Below are 16,488 nucleotides of genomic sequence, written 5' to 3'. Positions count from 1 at the left end.
TTAGAATTTTTAAAATTGCAATTAAGGAGAAAAGCTGATGTCATACAAGATTTTAGAAAATGGTAGGGTGCAAAGTAAGGGCTTTGCGATGTTAAGCAAGGACGCGAAATTTACGCCTTTTGACTTCACGCGCCACGCCTTAGGAGAAAGGGATATTTTAATCAAAATCCTTTACGCTGGAATTTGTCATAGCGACATACATACCGCAAGGAGTGAGTGGGGAGAGGCTACTTATCCTTGTGTGCCAGGACACGAAATCGCAGGTGAAGTTGTGGCTGTGGGTAAGGGCGTGAGCCAGTTTAAAGTGGGTGATTATGCAGGGGTTGGTTGTATGGTAAATTCTTGCGGTGAGTGCGAGGCGTGCAAACAAAGCCAAGAGCAGTTTTGCCAAAGAGGGCAGACCATTTTTACCTACAATAGCAAGGACATCTTTCACGGCGGTGAAAACACTTATGGAGGCTATTCAAATAATATAGTCGTGAGTGAAAATTTCGCCATAAAAGTGCCACAAAATGCCCCATTAGAAAAGGTTGCTCCTTTGCTTTGTGCGGGCATTACTACTTATTCTCCTTTAAAATTTAGCAAGGTTAAAGAGGGCTTTAAAGTCGGCGTGGCTGGCTTTGGAGGGCTTGGGGTAATGGCGGTTAAATACGCCTTAAAAATGGGTGCTAGTGTAAGCGTTTTTGCGAGAAATGAAAAGAAAAAAGAAGAAGCGCTTAAAATGGGTGTGAGTGGCTTTTATGCTAGTGTTAGGGCTGATGAAGTGAAGGAGAGGTTTGACCTTATCATCTCTACAATCCCAACTTTTTATGATGTGAGTGCGTATTTAGATTTACTCAAATTTGGGGGAGAATTCGCTATCGTAGGACTTCCACCGCACGATACTATGCCAAGCCTTAGCGTAAAAGATTTAGTGTATAAAGCAGGTAAAAAGGTTTATGGCTCACTCATAGGGGGCATTAAAGAAACGCAAGAGATGATGGATTTTTCACTCAAGCACGCAATTTACCCAGAAACAGAGCTTATCAAACCCTATCAAATCGATGAGGCTTATGAAAAACTGACTAACGGCACAGCAAAATTCCGCTATGTGATTGATATGAGGAATTTAGAGTAGAAGTATGCCCTGCTTAGGCAGGGTTATTTTGCAATTTTATTGCATTTTGTAGGTTTATCCGTGTGAAGCTCTACTTTTAGCACGGTATCGTAAGCACAATGAATTCTAAAATAACCTTTTTTGCCAAATTTTAAGGTTTGAGAATATTTTTGCATACCTTGTTGATAAAGCTGAGCTAATTCTTTAACATATACACTACTTACCTTTACTTTGTGCCGGTTAATCTCATTTAATATCCCTTATCATCTGCTCTAGCTCTAATTTTTCTTTTGGGTGATGATAGCTATCATAAAAAACCAATTTCTATGGTAAGTGTTACCGCCTATACTATAAGTTTGAGGTAGCCCACTCTTAATTTTTTCTTTAATTGTTTTTTAAAGTATTGTTTGGTTTAAAAACATATAAACCAAAGTTACTCACTCCACAATTAACAATGACATTATTGATTGTAATAGGCTTATCATTTTTAGAAAGGACGGTTAATGCGTAATGAGGGAGAATTTGCACTTCAAAAACTAGATTGGGACTTCCGTCCTATTTAATAAAACTCATAGTCCTACACTTAATTTAAATCCTAAATTCTTAAAAATTTAATTTCATTAAAACTCCTTGTAAAAATATTTACAAATTATTTCAAAAAAATCAAGTGTAAATATCAAGGAAAAATTGCTTGATTAAAAAATTTAAAAAAATGAAAAATTGTTTCAAAAAGTAACAGATAGTTTTAAAATCGCTCTTTTAAATGTATAGCAATATGTAAGTTAAGAGTTCCTTAAGAACTCTTATAAAACATTAGCCTTAAGTAAGGGTGGAGTGATTATCATTAAGTCTTCAGGTAAAATCACTGAAAAAGGGTCAAAGGTGCAACGCTTCAGTCCAAAACGCTTTTCTATGGGGACATTAGGATTGAAAAAAGTGCCTATGCACTCATTAGAATTTAAAACCACAGAACGAATTTGCACAGCCGAAGTCGTGGTAGGCATAATAGAAAAAACCGTCTCCAAAGCCCCTTCTTCTAAGTCCCTTGTGCAAGACTTAGCACCAAAAAAGCCGCTAGGCAAAATCGCCATACAAGTATCATCTTGCGTAGGAGTTACAAACTGTACATAACCAAAGGGTGCTTTATCTGCCATTTTATCTTTAGCTCTAAGTTGCGCTGTTAAAACAAGCTCTCTTAAACGCCAGTTTTGATGTAAAAGCTCGGTGCTATCTCTAAATACGCTTAAAACTATGCCATTTTCTAAACTACGCAAGGAAAAAATTTGCGTAAAATCTTGTAAATCTCCCTCGCCCGGATTTTCTGCGAAAGCAAAACTTATCGCAAATAAAAAGGATAATAAAATTTTTCTCATTTTTACTCCTTAAAATTTTCTAAAATTAACAGGAAAATGGTCGGATACTAAATGTGTCCTTAGATTCGCTAACATCAAAATCGCACTTAAAAGCGGTGCGATATAAGGCTGTCTTCTGTTTGAATTCCCTGTAACTGCGTAATCAAGTGTGCCTCCACTTACCTGCGTAAAGCTTGACGGAGAGACGATATTAACATGATTAGCCACATCAAAATCGACTAATCTTAAGAGCATATCAGGCGGTCGGTTAAAATCCCCAGCTATCATCCAATTAATCTCAGGACGATCTCTAAAAAAAGCATCTACCGCAGTAATGATAGCACCCGCATCATTACCTCCTCTAGCAAGGGCGTGTATGGAGAAAAAAGCATCATTTCCTATGCGTATGCCTATAATAGGGCGTGAAGCGGTTGTAGGAGGAGGTAAAACAAAGACTTCATCAGCTTGAACGCGACTAACTATGGCTAAATTCACGCGATTTGCTCCCACATCAATACGAGAATAATAAATATAAACAGAATTTGGACGCGAATTTGAGCCTAAATTCCAAATGTATTCGTGAATCGGTATGCCTCCGGGCTGCACCATTCTACCTGTCATCATTGCCGAATTTGGCAAAACGCCTGCTTCTTGCACCATTAAAACATCTAAAGGATTATCGCCTGTGATGAGTTGGCGTATGCTCACACTCCATTTACTTTCACTTGCCGCTGATGAGCCTTGCAAATTCCAAGTGCCGACATTATATTTTTCCAAATCTGCCCAAAGAAAGCTAAGGCTTAAAAATAGTATAAAAATTTTTTTCATCATCTCTCCCTATATAAAGGTTGTGCCTTAAAAGGCGGAGTGGTAAGATACCACTGCTGGTTTAAATTTTGCTTATTTTGACACTCGCTAATAAAAATACTAAAAACTTTAAAATCTCCCAAAGGATTGTCAATAGGTGCTTGGATACATTTCTTAGTTCCAACATTTTCTATTTGCACGGCTCCATTATCCATAGGTTTTAATTTCCAAAGCTGGGCAGGATTACTCGCATCGCAAGAAAAATGCACTATACCATTTTTGTAAGCATTAAGACAAGTTAAGGTTTTCGCATTTTTAATTAAAACGATATTATCAGGTCTTATAAGTAGCTGCCAAACTCTTGCATCTCCAAAACTTTTACTATCAAGCAAAGTATAGCCCCAAATCCAATTCCCTTGTGCTAAAGCCCACACGGTCAAAGCTGCCCCACTAGGTCCTAAAATACTCATAAAATCACTCGCCAAAGGGCTATCCCCTGATGAGCCTAGAATAGGGCGTGGCAAGGGGACGACATTAGTTTGTGGGACAAGATTGCGTCCTTCAATGAGAGTGGGTGTTTTTTGCTTGGCTGGGAAGGTAGGATTTGCTCCAAGTTTTAAAGGATCGCTATCATCTTTCGCTCCAAAAGAAGAGCCAAGCGGATTGATTTCTTTTGTCCCACAAGCACTCAGTGTCAATAAAACACACAATAAAATTCCAAATTTTAGCAATTTTTGCATAAAAACCTTTCTCATTTTTTATTTAAGTCTATCATAACATAAAATGAGATAAAATCCCAAGCTTAATTAAATTAGTTAGGAAATTTTGATGACTTTGCGTTTTATTTTTAAAATTTTTGATTTTTATAAAGAGGGTTTTAAAAATTTAACCTTAGGCAAAACCCTTTGGAAAATTATCTTTATAAAGCTTTTTGTGATTCTTATTATCCTCAAACTTTTTGTTTTTGATGTGAATTTTAAAAGTCTTTATAAAGATGATGCAAGTAAATCAAATTTCGTCATACAAAATCTCATCTCAAAGGAAAATCAATGAGCGAACTTAGCAGTGTGGATTGGTCAAGGGCGCAATTTGCCCTTACGGCACTTTATCATTTTTTATTTGTGCCGCTAACCTTAGGACTTTCTTTTATCATAGCGATAATGGAAACGATTTATGTTAAAACGGGCAGCAAGCGTTGGAAAAATATCACTAAATTCTGGCTTTCTTTATTTGCCATTAACTTCGCCATAGGTGTGGCTACGGGTATTATAATGGAATTTGAATTTGGAACAAATTGGGCGAATTATAGCTGGTTTGTAGGAGATATTTTTGGCGCTCCTTTAGCTGTGGAGGGGATTTTCGCCTTCTTTTTAGAGGCGACCTTTTTTGCGGTAATGTTTTTTGGCTGGGATAAGGTTAGCAAGGGTTTTCACCTTATCTCAACTTGGTGCGTGGCGATAGGCTCAAATTTATCGGCATTTTGGATTTTAGTGGCTAATGGCTGGATGCAATATCCTGTCGGTATGGCGTTTAATCCAGATACCGCAAGAAGCGAAATGCAAAGTTTTTTTGAAGTCGCTTTTTCTCCTGTGGCTATTGCGAAATTCTTGCATACCATAGGAAGCGGTTATGTGATTTCCGCACTTTTTGTGATGGGAATTTCTGCGTGGTTTTTACTCAAAAAAAGGCATATTATTGAGGCGAAAAAGTCTTTAGTCGTTGGAGCTAGCTTTGGTTTTGTTTGTTCGATTTTCTTATTTTTTAGTGGCGATGAAAGTGCTTATAGGGTTACTCAAACTCAGCCGATGAAGCTCGCTACTATGGAGGGAATTTATCAAGGAGAACATAGGGCTGGTATTGTAGCTTTTGGAATTTTAAATCCTAAAAAAGAAATTGATAATAATGAAAGCGTGTTTTTGTTTGATTTAACTATACCTTACGCACTTTCTATTTTAGGTAATCGCGACCCACATTCTTTTGTTCCGGGCATTGAGGATATTGTTTATGGTAATGTTGAAAAGGGCATTGAGCCTTTGCAAAATCGCATTGATAGGGGCAAAATCGCCATAAATGCCTTTAAAGATTATCAAAATGCCAAAGAGCATAATAATACAAGCCTAATGCAAACAAGTAGAAGTTTGCTTGAAAATAATTTTAAAGATTTTGGTTACGGCTATTTAGAAAAACCAGAAGATGCTGTGCCACCTGTGGCTTTAACCTTTTATAGCTTTCATATTATGGTTGGACTTGGGAGCTTATTTTTCGTATTATTTATTGTAACGCTTTATTTGACTATGGCAAATGATATTGAGAAATTTCGCAAAATTTTATGGCTTTGTGTGCTTTGCATACCGCTTGGCTATGTAGCCGCTGAAGCAGGGTGGATCGTGGCTGAAGTGGGACGCCAACCTTGGGCTATACAGGACTTAATGCCTGTGGGTATCGCCGCCACAGAGCTTGGTAAGCTTAATGTGCAAATTTCTTTTTGGATTTTTGCTGTGCTTTTCACGGCTTTACTTTTGGCTGAGATTAAGATTATGCTAACGCAGATTAAAAAAGGTTTTGCTGAAAAGGAGGCTAAATAATGTTTTTTGGTTTAGAGCTTGAAGCCTTACAAATTTATTGGTGGGTGATTTTGAGTCTTTTGGGCGGACTTTTGGTATTTATGTTTTTTGTGCAAGGGGGACAGACCTTAATGGACGAGCTTTCAAGCACTGCCTTAGAAAAGACTATGCTTATCAATTCTTTAGGGCGTAAATGGGAGCTAGGTTTTACAACTTTGGTGCTTTTTGGTGGGGCGGCTTTTGCGGCTTTCCCTCTTTTCTACTCGACTAGTTTTGGGGGAGCTTACTGGGCTTGGCTTGCCATTTTGCTTTGTTTCATACTTCAAGCAGTAAGTTATGAATATCGCTTGAAAGAAAATAATGTGCTTGGTTCAAAAACTTACGAAATTTTTCTTAAAATTAACGGCTTTTTGGGCGTATTTTTGATAGGTGTAGCGGTGAGTAGTTTTTTTAGCGGTTCGCATTTTACTTTAAATTCGCAAAATTTTGTCCAGTGGCAGCACCCTTTAAGAGGGCTTGAGCTTTTGCTTAATCCTTACAATTATCTTTTAGGCTTTACTTTGATATTTTTAAGCCGAATTTTAGGCACAGCATATTTTATGAATAATATTAACGATGAAGCTATTAAGACTAAATGTATTGCTAAATTGAAAATGAATAGCCTCTTATTTTTACCCTTTTTCTTAGGCTTTTTGGCTTGGATTTTTCTTAAGGATGGTTTTTTTGTGAGCGATGAGGGCGTGGTAAGCTTACAGGCAAATGTATATTTGCAAAATTTTCTTTCTTATCCTATCTTTGCGGTGCTTTTGCTTTTGGGTGTTGTTTTGGTGCTTTTGGGTATGGTGCAAGGGGCTAAAAAATGCACTAAGGCTATTTGGACTTTGGGTGTTGGCACTATTTTGTGTGTTTTTGCTTTATTTTTAAGCGTAGGTTTGGGATCTAGTGCCTTTTATCCAAGTCTTAGTGATTTACAAAGCTCACTGACAATCAAAAATGCTAGTTCGAGTTATTATACCCTTAGTGTAATGGCTTATGTTTCTTTATTTGTGCCTTTTGTTTTGGCTTATATCGCTTATGTGTGGAGAGCTATGGATAGGATCAAAATCACAAAAGAAGAAATAGCAAACGATGAACATGCTTATTAAGGAGAAAAAATGGAAGCTTTATTTTTATTAATTTGGCCCCTAGTGATTTATCTTAGCTATAAATTCATTATGCTAAATATTAATCAATTAGAAAAAGATAAAAAATTATAAAAAGACTAAAGTATTTTGAAAAATAAACGATATAGTAGATGAATCTTTTCAAAATATTGCAATAAACCCAAGTTAAAGCTTGGGTTTTTATTCTCCATTGTAATGAGTAAATTTTTCTCTTAATTTTAAGCAAATTTTTCACAATTATTTTTTTTCAATCACTTATTAATGAAATTGTAGTATAGTTAAAGCAAAGAGTTAAAGTAAAATTAAGGAAGTTAAGATGAGTAAAGTAATGAAAACTATGGACGGCAACGAAGCGGCAGCTTATGCAGCTTATGCTTTTACTGAGGTTGCTGGGATTTATCCTATTACTCCAAGTTCTCCTATGGCTGATTATACCGATATGTGGGCGGCTGCGGGAAAGAAAAATTTATTTGGTATGCCTGTTAAACTAGTCGAGATGCAAAGTGAAGCAGGTGCAGCTGGCTCTGTGCATGGTTCTTTACAAACAGGTGCTTTGACGACCACATATACGGCTTCTCAAGGCTTATTACTTAAAATTCCTAATATGTATAAGATTGCAGGGCAACTTCTTCCTTGTGTTATCCATGTCGCAGCTAGGTCGATCGCATCTCAAGCTTTATCCATCTTTGGCGATCATCAAGATATTTATGCCGCTAGACAAATAGGCTTTGCTATGCTTTGCTCACATTCTGTGCAAGAAACTATGGACTTAGCTGGTGTGGCACACTTAGCGGCGATTAGAGGGCGTGTGCCATTTTTGCATTTTTTTGATGGATTTAGAACGAGCCACGAAATTCAAAAAGTTGAGGTTATGGATTATGCACATTTTGACCGCTTGCTTGATAGAGAAGCGGTTTTAGCTTTTAGAAATTCTTCTTTAAATCCTGAAAATCCCAAAACGCGTGGCACAGCACAAAATGATGATATTTATTTTCAAACAAGAGAATTAACAAATCGCTTTTATGATGCCTTACCTGATGTGGTTAATGACTATATGCAAGAAATTTCTAAAATCACAGGTAGAGAGTATAAGCCTTTCACATATTACGGACATAAAGAACCTGAACGCATTGTGATTGCTATGGGGTCAGTAACGCAAACTTTAGAAGAGGTTGTAGATTATTTAAATTCAAAAGGTGAAAAAGTGGGCGTTTTTAAAGTTTATCTTTATCGTCCTTTTAGTCTTAAATATTTTTTTGATGTTATGCCAAAATCTGTAAAGAAAATCGCCGTTTTAGATAGAACAAAAGAACCGGGAAGCTTAGGTGAGCCGCTTTATGTCGATGTTAAGAGTGCTTTTTATGGCAGAGAAAATGCTCCGCTTATCGTGGGTGGTCGTTATGGCTTATCTTCTAAAGATGTCGATCCTGCGCAAATGTTAGCCGTTTTTGAAAATCTTAAACAAGAGCAGCCAAAAGATGGCTTTACGGTTGGGATTAATGACGATGTAACGCACACTTCTTTAAAAACAGGTGAGAAAATCGCGCTTGGCGATGAGAGTGCTATTGAGTGCCTATTTTATGGACTTGGAGCAGACGGAACTGTGGGAGCAAATAAAAATTCCATTAAAATCATCGGCGATAAGACAGATTTTTACGCACAAGCTTATTTTGCTTATGATTCTAAAAAATCGGGCGGTTATACAAGGTCGCATTTACGCTTTTCTAAAAAGCCTATCCGCTCCACTTACCTCGTTTCAACACCTCATTTTGTAGCCTGTTCTGTGGCGGCTTATTTGGAAATTTATGATGTTTTAGCTGGAATTCGCAAAGGTGGAACTTTCTTGCTAAATAGCATTTGGAACGCTGAAGAAACTATAAGGCAGCTTCCTGATTTTGTCAAAAAAACTTTAGCGGAAAAAGAAGTGAATTTTTATATCATCAACGCTACTAAACTAGCCCGCGACATAGGGCTTGGAAACCGCACAAATACCATTATGCAATCAGCCTTTTTCAAACTTGCTAAAATCATACCTTACGAAGATGCGCAAAAATTTATGAAGGAACTTGCCTATAAGTCTTATAGCAAAAAAGGCGATGCTATTGTTGAGATGAATTATAAAGCCATAGATATGGGTGCTGATGGGCTTGTGAAGGTGGAAGTTGATCCTGAGTGGAAAAATTTAGAAATTAAAGAAAAAGAAGAAGTTAATGCCTACAAAGGCACGGAATTTGTGGAGAAAATCGTCAAACCTATGAATGCAGCTAAGGGAGATGATTTGCCCGTGTCGGCGTTTTTGGGCTATGAAGATGGAAGCTTTGAGCACGGCACGACTGAATTTGAAAAAAGAGGCGTAGGCGTTATGGTGCCACGCTGGATTGAAGCAAATTGTATCCAGTGTAATCAATGCGCATCTGTCTGCCCTCACGCTGTTATCCGTCCATTTTTAATCAATGATGAAGAAATGTCAAAAGCCCCAAGAGGTGTAAAAGAACACGCTTTAGACGCTAAGGGGACTAAGGGGGAGAAATTAAGTTTTAAAATTCAAGTTTCTCCTCTTGATTGCACAGGTTGTGAGCTTTGTGTGCATGAGTGTCCTACTAAAGAAAAGTCCTTAGTAATGGTGCCTTTGCAAGAAGAAATGGACTTTGGAGAGCAAGAAAATGCCGATTATTTATTTAAGCAAATTGAATATAAAGATCAAATTTTAAGTAAAGATAGTGTTAAAGGCGCACAATTTGCTCAACCTTTATTTGAATTTCACGGCGCTTGTCCGGGTTGTGGAGAGACGCCTTATATTACGCTTATTACAAGGCTTTTTGGTGAGAGAATGATTATCGCTAATGCGACAGGCTGTAGTTCTATTTATGGAGGTTCTGCTCCATCTACTCCTTATAGAAAGAGTGTGAAAAACGGCTACGGACCTGCTTGGGCAAATTCTTTATTTGAAGATAATGCTGAATTTGGTTTAGGTATGAAAATCGCTACTGAAAACACAAGGGAACGCATAAAAAATATTATGAACGAAAATATCAATGCCGTTCCAAATGCCATAAGTGCCTTATTTAAAGAGTGGATTGCAAATAAGGACAAGGGTGAGGAAAGCTTACAAATCCGCGATAAACTAGTCCCTTTATTAGAACAGCATAAAGATATCAAGGGCGTTAGAGATATTTTAAATTTAAAAAGCTTTTTGATGAAAAAATCGCACTGGATTTTTGGTGGAGATGGCTGGGCTTATGATATAGGCTATGGAGGGCTTGACCATGTTTTAGCAAGTGGGGAAAATGTCAATATTTTAGTTATGGATACGGAAGTGTATTCTAATACTGGCGGTCAAAGCTCTAAATCTTCACGCACTGGAGCCGTAGCACAATTTGCCGCCGCTGGTAAGCCTGTGCAAAAAAAAGATCTAGGGCAAATCGCTATGACTTATGGTTATATTTTTGTTGCACAAGTTAATTCAAGTGCAAATTATAATCATCTTATTAAGGTTTTAAAGGCTGCTGAGGCTTATGAGGGACCTTCTTTGGTGATAGCTTACTCTCCTTGTATCGCACACGGGATTAAGGGTGGGCTTGGCTATTCTGGTGAGCAGGGCGAATTAGCTACAAAATGTGGCTACTGGCCTCTTTATACCTTTGATCCGCGTCTTGAAGAAGAGGGGAAAAATCCCCTCACTATGGTAAGCAAAGAGCCTAATTGGGAGCTTTACGAGCAGTTTTTGATGAATGAGGTGCGTTATAATTCTTTGAAAAAAGCTAATCCACAACACGCAAGTGAGCTTTTCGAGCGTAATAAAAAGGACGCTCAACGCCGTTATAGACAGCTCAAACGCATCGCTATGGCTGATTATAGTGATGAAAAGCAAGGCGAGTGAGGACTATTTTTTGTGCGTGTTTGTTAGGGTTTAGCTTGCACGCACAAGATTTACAAAATAAATTGTTAAATTTGCAAAATCCATTCTTAAATCCCACTTTAGAACAAATGGCAAAGCTAGAAATTCAAGCCATTTTTCCCCAAAAAGTGAGGATTAATAATAAATGGTATAAAGAAAATGACCTTATTCATAATGCGATTTTAAGGCGTATTGACGCAAGAAGCGTTATTTTTGAATATGATGAACAAAATATTACTTTAGAGTTTAGGCAAAATGCTAAGATTTTTATTGATTAATTTGTTTTTTTGTTCGATTTTTTATGGTATGGACTGCAAAAAAAGACTTTTTGATATTCACATTAAAGAAAGTTTAAGTATAGAAGAAGCACTTGATGAGCTTGCGAGCTATTGCACTTTTAGCATAGTTGTTAAGGATGAATTGGCTAAAAACGAACTAGGAAAAATGCAAAAAAGTCTTTACATTAGCCAAATGACTTTGGAGGAAATTTTTAAGCTTTTGCTGAAAGAAAATAATTTAAATTATGAATTCGATGGCAAGATTTTAAGCATTTGGGGAATTTCAACGCAAATTTTTAAATTAAGTTATATCACTTCTATTCGTGAAGGACAAAGCATTATTAAGGCTTCTGTGGATTCTAAGCCCAGACAAAATGAAAATGATTTAAGTGATGAGAGTGATGATAATATGATTAAAAGTATGGAAAAATTTGACTTTTGGCAAAATATAGAAAAAGAAATCACTGCTTTATTAGAAGCTTATGGTGAGGTAAAAATGCCTATTATCAATGCAAATGCTGGCATTATCATCGTTACAGGCACACCCATACAGCTTAAAAAGATAGGAGAATATATCACTAAGCTTGAAAATAGACTTAAAAAACAAGTGATTATTGATGTTAGCATTATCGCTGTGAATTTAAATGAAAATCACTCAAGCGGCATTAATTGGCAAAATTTCAATCTCGATTTTGCCAGCACTACGCAAAATGGGCAAAATTCTTTTATCCAGCTTCAAAGTGGGCAGGGTTTTGTGAAAAATTTAGGTTTAAGGGCGAATATTAATTTTAATTCTGTTTTGAATTTTCTTTCGCAAAATGGCAAAACTCAGGTTCTTTCAAGTCCTAAACTTATGGCTTTAAATAATCAACAAGCTATCATTTCGGTAGGTGATACGATCAATTACCAAGTTAAAGAAAGCTCCAAAGGCACAGAAAATGGCACAACGGTGAGTGAAAGTTTTAGCAATTATTCTATTTTTGTGGGGATTTTATTAAGCATTTTGCCTGAAATTTCGGACGATAATAAAATTATGCTTCGCATTAATCCAAGTCTTAGTGATTTTAAATATCCTCAAGATAATCAAAGACAAAGTAGCCCCCGCACCATAGCACCTGATACCATACAAAAAAAGCTATCCACAGTCGTTTCTATGGAAAATAATCAAACCTTGATCTTAGGTGGGCTTATCTCACATAATCAAATCAAAGAAGCAAGTGAGGTCAATTTTCTCTCTAAAATTCCTTTGCTCGGGCTTTTATTTAGTGGCGATGAGACAAGCTCAAATAGCACGGAAATTGTTTTCATCATCACGCCTAGCATAGTGGATAAGCAAATGGGAGTTTTAAGCCTTAAGGATTTGGGATTTAGGCATTATGAGTGAGTTTATTAGCATTAAAAGTCAGGATCAAATTTTAAAAAGACTTGATGAGCTTAGCGAAGCGAAAAAGGGCTTAATCTGCCTTTATGGCAAAAGTGGAAGTGGAAAAAGCGTGATTTTGGAGCGTTTTTCAAGGCAAAAAAATGCCATCAAAATCACAGAAATTTTTAAAGACAAAGAACAGCTTAAAGAACGCCTACAAAACTTGGAAAATAAGGCTTTACTCTTGTTTGATGAGGTGGGTTTGTATGAAGAAGATTTGTTTGAAATTTTACGCCTTTATAGTGATTTAAATTTGGTGCTTTTAAGCTCACATAAAAGACTTAAAATTTTTACAAAAGAGCATTTTAAAAGCAGAATTTTAGCGGAATTTGAGCTAAAAGGCTTAGAAAAAGAAGAACTTTTAAATTATGTGGAGGAAAAACACGGCGTAAGGTTAGAGCAAAAAGAATTACAATTTGTTTTTAAAATTTGCAAAAACAATTTAAGAAATGTCGATAAACTTTTGAAAGGCTTTAAAGAGCTTCACGCCTTTTTGGATAAAGAGCCTTTATATGCTTTAAAGCTAAGTGCTTTGGAAAATCATTTGTTAGGTTAATATGCAAGAGCGAATTTATGAACTAGAAAAAGCATATAAAAGATATTTGAAAAAATTATGGCTTAAAAGAGTTTTAGGGCTTTTTGTGGGAATTTTTGCCCTTTGGGGTGCTTTTTTCTTTTGGGAAAAATGGCAAGAGAAAAAAGAACTTTTTTTAAAAGCAAATGCTGAAAAAAGGGCTTTAGAAAGCAAAATAGACCAAGCAAAAATCACACAAGAAAAGCAAAAAATAAACCATCAAAAACTTGAAAGAGAAAAAGAACTTTTAAGGGAGGAATTAGAGCTTTTACAAAATCCTCCGCAAAAATTCATCATCAGCTCCAATGCCCTCAATTTAGCAAATCTAAAAAGATCGTTTTATCAAAATCCTAGCATTGAAAAGGCTTTAAAATTAGCTGAGCTTTATTTGGAAAATAAAGATTATAAAAAGTCGATTTTTTGGTCCTTGAAAGCAAATGAAATGGATGCAAGTTCTAAGCAAAGCCTACTTTTATTTGCTAAGGCTAAGGAGGCTTTAGGCGAAGTGGTGGAGGCAAAAAGGGTGTTTGAGCTTTATGAGGCAAGATGATGGAATTTTTAAAAAATTTAGGTTTTGACAAAGAAGCAAAAGAAGGCTTTGAAGATGAGAATTTGAGGCATTTTTTATTTGAGCTTTATTTAAAAAATGAGCTTGATTTAAATTTGCTTTTTGTCAATTTAGGCGTGAAAAGTGAAGATTTTTTAAGAGCTTTAGCAAAGTATTTAGATTTAGAATTTGTAGAATTGAAAGATATTGATGAAAATTTGTGTGATTCTTTTGCCTTTTCTTTGCTTTGGAAAAATCAAATTTTACCCTTACAAAAAGATGATGAAAGTATCTTTATCCTCTCTTCTAAACCCATAAATTTGGAGCTTTTAAGTAAAATAGAGCATCTTTTTCGCTCCAAATTTATCAAAAATGCACTTTGCGATATTTATTCCTTAAATCAAAATTTAAATAAGCTTTACATTAAGCAAAAATTAAAAGAGTTAAGTAGCAATTTAAAACAAGAATTAAATGCAAATTCTAAAGAAAACGAGCAAAGTGGCGTGAGTTTGCTTTTTAATTTTATCTTGCAAGAGGCTTTGAAATTAAGAGCAAGCGATGTGCATATAGAAAGTTTGGAAAATGAAGCCTTGATTCGTTTTCGTGTCGATGGGGTGTTGCGTCTTTTTTGTGTTTTGGAGGAGCAGCTTTATCAGGCTTTGATTTTTCACATTAAACTTTTGGCACATTTAAATGTCGCCCAAAGCAGAAAAGCACAAGATGGGAGTTTTAATAAGAATTACGAGGGCGTAGAATTTGACTTTCGTATCTCAACCTTACCTTTGCAAAAGGGCGAAAGTGTGGTGCTTAGAATTTTAAGGCAGGATTTGGAGCTTTTAAGCCTTGAAAATTTGCATTTTTCTAAGCAAAATTTAGCCTTAATTACAAAAAATATCCAAAAACCTTTTGGTATGATTTTACTCACAGGACCCACAGGCAGCGGTAAAAGCACGACTTTATACGCTTGTCTAAAAAGTCTTGCTTGTGTGGAGAAAAAAATCATTACCGCAGAAGATCCCATAGAATATAAAATGCCTCAAATTCAACAAATCGCACTTAATTCTAAAGCAGGGCTTGATTTTAGCAATGCTTTAAGGGCGATTTTAAGGCAGGATCCTGATATCATTATGGTCGGTGAAATCCGCGATGAAGAAAGTCTTGATATAGCTTTAAAAGGTGCGCAAACAGGACATTTAATCCTTAGCACACTCCATACAAATGATGCCCTTTCTACCATAGAACGCTTGCTTGATATGAGAGCAAAGCCCTATTTAATAGCCTCTTCGCTTAATCTCATCATCGCTCAACGCCTTGCAAGAAGGCTTTGTCCCTATTGTAAAATACAAAAGCTTGAAGATGAGGAAGTATTTTACGAGGCTAAAGGCTGTGAAAAGTGCCATTTTAGTGGCTTTTGGGGGAGGGAGTTGCTAGAAGAGTGTTTGGAGCTTGATGAGGGTTTAAAAGAGCTAATTCGTAAAAATGCTAGCAAAAATGAGCTTTTAACTTACGCTAGAAAACAAGGCTTTTTAACGATGTTTGAGCTAGGACTTAAAAAGGCAAAAAGTGGCATAATAAGTTTTAATGAGCTTATGAGGGTAGTGGGGTGAGAATTTATGAGCTTTATTATCTTAAAAATCAGCAAAAATTAAAGAAAATCATCAAGGCGAAAAATCTTAACACCGCCCAAACTATGGCTTTGAAACAAAATTTGCAAATTATAAGCTTAAAGGAACTTAAAAAGCAAAGTAGGATTAAGATTAGCGATACGCTTTTTTGTGCTTTTTTTAAAGAATTTGCCCTCTTGCTTAATGCGGGATTAAGCATTAAGGAAGCTTTAAATTTGATGAGTGAAAACTCTAGCAAACATTTAAAAGACGCGGCAAAAGAATTAAGTGTGAATTTAAATTCTGGGCAGAGTTTAAGTGTGGCATTTAGCAATTTAGCGTTAAATTTAAACTTGAGCGAATTAAGCCTCATTAAAATGGGCGAAAAGACGGGAAATTTGGCACATATTTTTTCTCAAATTGCAGAATTAAGAACAAAGCTGATTTTAAACAAAAAGCGTTTTAAAAAGGCGATTCACTATCCTTGTTTAGTTTTTTTGGCACTTTTTGGGGCGTTTTTATTTTTAATGTTTTTTGTTGTACCTGAATTTTTGGACATTTTTGAAAGTTTGGGAGCAAATTTGCCCTTAATGACGCAAATTCTACTTAATATTTATGTATTTTTAAGTGAGAATTATTTGTCTTTGATTTGCGTTTTTGTAGGCTTTTTGAGTGGATTTATTGTCATTTATAAAAAAAGTGTCAAATTTGCTTTTTGGGTGGATTTGATGCTTTTAAAGTTTCCTTTTTTCTCGCGTTTTATTCTTTATCATCAAAATTATTATTTTTTTATGATTTTCTCTTTACTTTTACAAAGCGGTAATGCCCTCTCACAAGCCTTTCATTTGGCAAGTTCTAGTGTGGAAAATAAATTTTTAAAAGAGAAATTTAAGCAGATCGAGCTTTCTTTGGGGCAGGGATTAGAGCTTTCTTTAGCTTTTAAAAAAGCGGAGATTTTTGATGAGCTTGTCATTTCTTTACTTCATAGTGCGATGAAAAGTGGAACGCTAGATCTTCTAAGTGCTAAAATTGCCCATTTTTACGAAGAAAAGCAAGAGGATTTTATTGAGATATTTTTAAAATTCTTAGAGCCCTTGATGACTTTGCTTGTGGGAATTTTGGTTTTATTTTTAGCTTTAGGGATTTTTTTGCCGATGTGGGAGCTAAGTAGTGGAGTATAAT

General features: G+C 35.9%; 15 protein-coding genes. 11 read left to right on the top strand and 4 right to left on the bottom strand.

Going from position 1 to position 16,488, the window contains the following annotated elements; all coding sequences use genetic code 11:
* The first annotated feature begins 37 nt into the window (after positions 1–37).
* Positions 38–1,117 (top strand): NAD(P)-dependent alcohol dehydrogenase, encoded by a 1,080-nt coding sequence (locus tag EL158_RS00415; protein ID WP_027304359.1) that lies wholly within the window; start codon positions 38–40, stop codon positions 1,115–1,117.
* 23 nt (positions 1,118–1,140) lie between these two features.
* On the opposite strand, the gene EL158_RS08830 is transcribed toward EL158_RS00415, so the two are convergent.
* The 4 genes from EL158_RS08830 to EL158_RS00400 form a co-directional block, all read right to left on the bottom strand.
* Positions 1,141–1,272 (bottom strand): hypothetical protein, encoded by a 132-nt coding sequence (locus EL158_RS08830; RefSeq protein ID WP_263864771.1) that lies wholly within the window; start codon positions 1,270–1,272, stop codon positions 1,141–1,143.
* A 627-nt stretch (positions 1,273–1,899) separates the two neighbouring features.
* Positions 1,900–2,469 (bottom strand): RICIN domain-containing protein, encoded by a 570-nt coding sequence (locus EL158_RS00410; RefSeq protein ID WP_027304358.1) that lies wholly within the window; start codon positions 2,467–2,469, stop codon positions 1,900–1,902.
* A gap of 9 nt (positions 2,470–2,478) precedes the next feature.
* Complete coding sequence (locus tag EL158_RS00405) at positions 2,479–3,276, bottom strand: cytolethal distending toxin subunit B family protein (RefSeq protein WP_027304357.1); 798 nt, start codon at positions 3,274–3,276, stop codon at positions 2,479–2,481.
* Positions 3,276–3,995, bottom strand: coding sequence for a cytolethal distending toxin subunit A/C (locus tag EL158_RS00400; protein WP_027304356.1), 720 nt, complete (start codon positions 3,993–3,995; stop codon positions 3,276–3,278). Before EL158_RS00400 ends, EL158_RS00405 begins: the two co-directional genes overlap by 1 nt.
* A gap of 88 nt (positions 3,996–4,083) precedes the next feature.
* Between EL158_RS00400 and EL158_RS00395 the strand changes: the two genes are divergently transcribed.
* The 10 genes from EL158_RS00395 (at position 4,084) to EL158_RS00350 (ending at position 16,487) form a co-directional block, all read left to right on the top strand.
* Positions 4,084–4,308, top strand: coding sequence for a DUF4492 domain-containing protein (locus EL158_RS00395; RefSeq protein WP_027304355.1), 225 nt, complete (start codon positions 4,084–4,086; stop codon positions 4,306–4,308).
* Positions 4,305–5,840 (top strand): cytochrome ubiquinol oxidase subunit I, encoded by a 1,536-nt coding sequence (locus EL158_RS00390; protein ID WP_027304354.1) that lies wholly within the window; start codon positions 4,305–4,307, stop codon positions 5,838–5,840. Before EL158_RS00395 ends, EL158_RS00390 begins: the two co-directional genes overlap by 4 nt.
* Complete coding sequence (cydB, locus tag EL158_RS00385; protein WP_027304353.1) at positions 5,840–6,964, top strand: cytochrome d ubiquinol oxidase subunit II; 1,125 nt, start codon at positions 5,840–5,842, stop codon at positions 6,962–6,964. The genes EL158_RS00390 and cydB overlap by 1 nt, the downstream gene beginning before the upstream one ends.
* A 334-nt stretch (positions 6,965–7,298) precedes the next feature.
* A complete protein-coding gene (gene nifJ, locus EL158_RS00380; protein ID WP_027304352.1) occupies positions 7,299–10,862 on the top strand; it encodes a pyruvate:ferredoxin (flavodoxin) oxidoreductase in 3,564 nt (1,187 codons plus the stop codon).
* 35 nt (positions 10,863–10,897) lie between these two features.
* Positions 10,898–11,158, top strand: a complete 261-nt coding sequence (locus tag EL158_RS00375; protein ID WP_179975631.1) for a transformation system protein — start codon at positions 10,898–10,900, stop codon at positions 11,156–11,158.
* On the top strand, positions 11,136–12,542 hold the full coding sequence (gene mshL, locus EL158_RS00370; RefSeq protein ID WP_027304351.1) for a pilus (MSHA type) biogenesis protein MshL: 1,407 nt from the start codon (positions 11,136–11,138) through the stop codon (positions 12,540–12,542). Before EL158_RS00375 ends, mshL begins: the two co-directional genes overlap by 23 nt.
* Positions 12,535–13,137, top strand: a complete 603-nt coding sequence (locus EL158_RS00365; protein WP_027304350.1) for a TniB family NTP-binding protein — start codon at positions 12,535–12,537, stop codon at positions 13,135–13,137. Before mshL ends, EL158_RS00365 begins: the two co-directional genes overlap by 8 nt.
* Position 13,138: 1 nt before the next feature.
* Positions 13,139–13,705: a CDC27 family protein gene (locus tag EL158_RS00360; RefSeq protein WP_027304349.1), complete on the top strand. Its 567-nt coding sequence runs from the start codon at positions 13,139–13,141 to the stop codon at positions 13,703–13,705.
* A complete protein-coding gene (locus EL158_RS00355; RefSeq protein WP_034956026.1) occupies positions 13,702–15,309 on the top strand; it encodes a GspE/PulE family protein in 1,608 nt (535 codons plus the stop codon). Before EL158_RS00360 ends, EL158_RS00355 begins: the two co-directional genes overlap by 4 nt.
* On the top strand, positions 15,306–16,487 hold the full coding sequence (locus EL158_RS00350) for a type II secretion system F family protein (protein WP_027304347.1): 1,182 nt from the start codon (positions 15,306–15,308) through the stop codon (positions 16,485–16,487). The genes EL158_RS00355 and EL158_RS00350 overlap by 4 nt, the downstream gene beginning before the upstream one ends.
* Position 16,488: the final 1 nt, after the last annotated feature.

Source organism: Campylobacter upsaliensis (assembly GCF_900637395.1).
Classification (GTDB): domain Bacteria; phylum Campylobacterota; class Campylobacteria; order Campylobacterales; family Campylobacteraceae; genus Campylobacter_D; species Campylobacter_D upsaliensis.
Note: the sequence above shows the minus strand (reverse complement) of the source record. Positions and strands in the feature narration are given on the sequence as shown.